The organism is Trebonia sp. (genome assembly GCF_030042015.1).
In the GTDB taxonomy this organism is placed as follows: Bacteria; Actinomycetota; Actinomycetes; order Streptosporangiales; family Streptosporangiaceae; genus Trebonia.
This window is the reverse complement of record NZ_JASIAL010000318.1, coordinates 1-3,375: the sequence shown is the minus strand read 5'-3', so window position 1 is coordinate 3,375 and position 3,375 is coordinate 1. Positions and strand designations below refer to the sequence as shown.

3 protein-coding genes are annotated in these 3,375 nt (G+C 75.1%); 1 reads left to right on the top strand and 2 read right to left on the bottom strand.

Annotated features, from left to right (window positions below; all coding sequences use genetic code 11):
• Both Q1N79_RS17045 and Q1N79_RS17040 read right to left on the bottom strand, forming a co-directional pair.
• Positions 1–576 (bottom strand): adenosylcobinamide-GDP ribazoletransferase (locus tag Q1N79_RS17045; RefSeq protein ID WP_300610065.1); only part of this gene is annotated, 576 nt, incomplete at its 3' end.
• Between the two features lie 26 nt (positions 577–602).
• The gene (locus Q1N79_RS17040) at positions 603–1,241 is read right to left on the bottom strand and encodes a bifunctional adenosylcobinamide kinase/adenosylcobinamide-phosphate guanylyltransferase (protein WP_300610064.1); all 639 of its coding nucleotides are present in this window, start codon (positions 1,239–1,241) and stop codon (positions 603–605) included.
• A 35-nt stretch (positions 1,242–1,276) separates the two neighbouring features.
• On the opposite strand from Q1N79_RS17040, the gene Q1N79_RS17035 reads away from it, so the two are divergent.
• On the top strand, positions 1,277–2,863 hold the full coding sequence (locus tag Q1N79_RS17035) for an amidohydrolase family protein (protein WP_300610063.1): 1,587 nt from the start codon (positions 1,277–1,279) through the stop codon (positions 2,861–2,863).
• The last annotated feature ends 512 nt before the right edge of the window (positions 2,864–3,375 follow it).

Here is a 3,375-nt window from a genome sequence, read left to right as displayed (position 1 = left end):
GCCCGCCACCGCCACCGCGCAGCCGAACAGCGCGACAGTCAGCTCCCGGTCCGCCGCCGTGGTCCGGCCCGCGACTAGGGCGCCGAACCCGCCGGGACGCGCGGCGGGGGAGCCGGTCGCCACGACGACGGCGACCCGCCCGGTCACCGCGGCGAGCACGAGCGCGGCGCCGGCCAGACCGGTTCGCGGAATCGCGGCGAGCGCGGCCGCCTGAACCAGCAGCACCAGCACAAGCGCTGCCACCCCCATCGGGCCCACGTCCGAGCGGCGCATGATCTCGAGCGCCTGCGGCGCGGGCCTGCGGCTGCCAAGCCCGTCCGCGGTGTCGGCCAGGCCGTCCAGGTGCAGGCCGCCGGTCAGCAGCGCGAGCAGCCCGACCGCGAGCGCGGCCCCGAGCAGCCGCCGTGGGCCGGACGAGCCATCCGCGCCGACGCCAAAAATGACCGCGGCCCCGGGCACGCCGAGCAGCAGCCCCACGGCGGGCAGCCACAGCACCGCGGCGGCGGCCTCACCAGGCCCGAGTTCGCTGCTGCCGCCAGCCGGCAGCACGGTGAACAGGCTCAGCGCCGTCCGCAAGCCCCGGCCCCGTGCCGTGCCACCCGTCACCGGATCCGCCGCGCAATGCCCGCCGTGCACAGCCAGACCTGCTCGCACTCGGCGGCGACCCGCGCGTTGAGCACCCCGAGCTCGTCGCGGAACCGCACGCCCGAGGCGGTCGCGGGCACGACGCCAGCGCCGACCTCGTTGCTGACCGCCACCACCTGCCGCCGGGTCGACCGCCACGCCGCGAGCAGGGCCTCGGTGCGTTCGGCCAGCTCCTTGCCTGCGCCCGGCGCGCCCGCCCAGAGCCCGGCCTGCTCCATCACGCCGGCCAGCCAGGTGGACAGGCAGTCCACGAGCACGGGAACGGCCAGCCGCGCCGGCGTAAGCCCGGGCCCGGCCAGCACGCCCGCGAGCTCCAGGGTCTCCAGCGTCGTCCAGTTCGCCGGGCGCCGCTGCCTGTGCAGCCGGACCCGGTCGGCCCACTCGGGGTCCGCGGCGTCCGGCAGCGGTCCCGTGGCCACGTACTCGACCCGCTCCCTGGCGGCCAGCAGCCGCTCGGCCGTCGCCGACTTGCCCGATCGCGCCCCGCCCAGGACCAGCACCCGGAACGGCTTCCCGCGGCGCGGCCTGCCCGGCAAGGGCAGCGGACCCGGCGGCGGCAGCGCGGCGGGTCCGCGGTCGCGTGCCCAGCGGATCATGCCTCAATACTCGCGCCCCGGCGAGAGAATGGGCCATGGCCCCCCTGATCTTGACGAACGCGAAGATCGTCACGGTTGACGACCAGTTCTCCGTCCAGCGGGCGGTGGCGATCGACGGCGCGCGCATCACGGCCGTAGGGCCGGACGCGGCCGTCCTGGCGCACGCCGGACCCGGGGCGCAGGTGATCGACCTCGGCGGCAGCACGGTGATCCCTGGGCTCATCGACAACCACAACCACTTCATCCGGGCCACCGAGCACGCCGAGGTCCGCCTCGACGGCGTGCCCACCAGGGCCGCGGCGCTTGACCTGCTCGGGCGCCGGGCGGCGCAGCTCGGCCCCGGCCAGTGGCTGCTGACGCTCGGCGGCTGGCACGAGGACCAGTGGGGCGGCGACCGCCGCGGGTTCACGGTTGCCGAGCTCGACTCGATAGCCGGCGGCCGCCCCGCGTTCATCCAGGCTCAGTACGACCATGCGTTCGTCAACACCGCCTGGCTGGACGCCACGGGCGTGCCCGCGGCCGACGCCACCCGCGCGACCGGCCGGGTCGGCGGCGGGCTGCTCGCGCTGAACCGGGCCGCGGCCGGGTTCCCCGCCGGGGGCGACCTCGCGAGCGGCGTCCGCGCCGCCATGGCGTACTACAACAGCCTCGGGCTGACCGCGGTCTTCGACCCGGGCGGCGTCGGCGTGTCCGACGCCGCCTACGCCACGGTCGCGGACATGGCGGCGCGCGGTGAGCTGACGCTGCGCGTGTTCGCCACCCTGGGCGACGCCGCGAACGGCACGACAGCGGCAGCCGCCCGCGCGTTCGCCGGCCTGGTCCGGGCGGGCAAGCCCTTCCAGGGTGACCAGTGGCATGACCGGATCGCGGTCGGTGAGATCTACTTCGCGCCGTTCCACTGGGATCACGTCGCGAGCCCGCCGCGGCCGGGGGCGCCCGACATCGCCGCCGCCGTCGAGATCCTGCGGACGGCCGCGGCGAACGGCTGGCCGGTGCAGACGCACTCGGTGACGACCGAGGGGATCGGCCTGGTCCTGGACGGCTACGCACAGGTGAACGAGGACCATCCGGTCAGGCCGCTGCGCTGGTCGGTGACGCACGCCGACGGCATCACGCCGGCACAGCTCGAGCGCGCCAGGAGCCTCGGCGTCACGCTCCAGCTGCGCAGCCAGAGCGTCATCGGCAACCAGGGCCGCGCCATCGCCGCGTACGGCGCGCCCGCCGCCCGCCGGATGCCGCCGCTGCGGCTCGTGCAAGACAGCGGGCTGTCCTGGGGGCTGGGCACCGACGGGACCAAGGCCGCCCAGGTCAACCCGTTCATCTCGCTGTACTGGGCGGTGACCGGCCGGTCCCTCGCCGGTGACCAGGTCCTTGACGAGACGATCTCGCGGGAGCAGGCCCTGATCGCGCACACGAAGAGCAACGCCCACCTGATGTTCCGCGAGAACTACCTCGGCTCGATCAGGCCCGGCCTGCTCGCCGACCTGCTTGTGCTCGACAGGGACTACCTCACGATCCCCGCCGAACAGATCAAGGACATCAGGCCGACCGCCACGATCGTGGCGGGCAAGGTCGTGCACGGCGCCCTGCCCCCCGCATTTGCCCAGGATTGGCCGGGCTGAGGTCCGCGCTACGGTTGGCGCATGGCCGCCGATTTCGAAACCCCTTATGCAGAACGGATCGGGCAGCTCTTGCAGACCACCGTCCTCCGGGTTCGCGTGGCCGGCGCCCAGCACGGCGACGAGCACGTGATCGCGACGCTGGCCAGCGGCCGCGAGGTATTCGCGAAGGCAGCGCCGAGCGCGGCGCAACCCCGGAGCACGTGCGGCGTCGAGCCGCAGCCGGGGGGTTCCGGAGGGTGGTCCCCCCAGAGCACGTGCGGCGTCGAGCCGCAGCCGGGGGGTTCCGGGGGGTCGTCCCCCCGGGCCAGCACGTGCGGCGTCGACCCCCAGCCGGGCGGTTCCGGAGGGTGGTCCCCCCGGAGCACGTGCGGCGTTAAGCCGCAGCCGGGGGGTTCCGGGGGGTCGTCCCCCCGGACAACCTAGGCCAACGGGCTGCGCTGGCTGGCGCAGGCGGCCGCGGTTCCCGTCCCCGAAGTCCTCGGCGTGGACGAGAGCCTGCTCGTCATCGAGTT

Bases quoted from the DNA above. Each gene is read 5' to 3' on its own strand.
- Q1N79_RS17040 (WP_300610064.1), bottom strand. From the start codon at position 1,241: ATGATCCGCTGGGCACGCGACCGCGGACCCGCCGCGCTGCCGCCGCCG.
- Q1N79_RS17035 (WP_300610063.1), top strand. From the start codon at position 1,277: ATGGCCCCCCTGATCTTGACGAACGCGAAGATCGTCACGGTTGACGAC.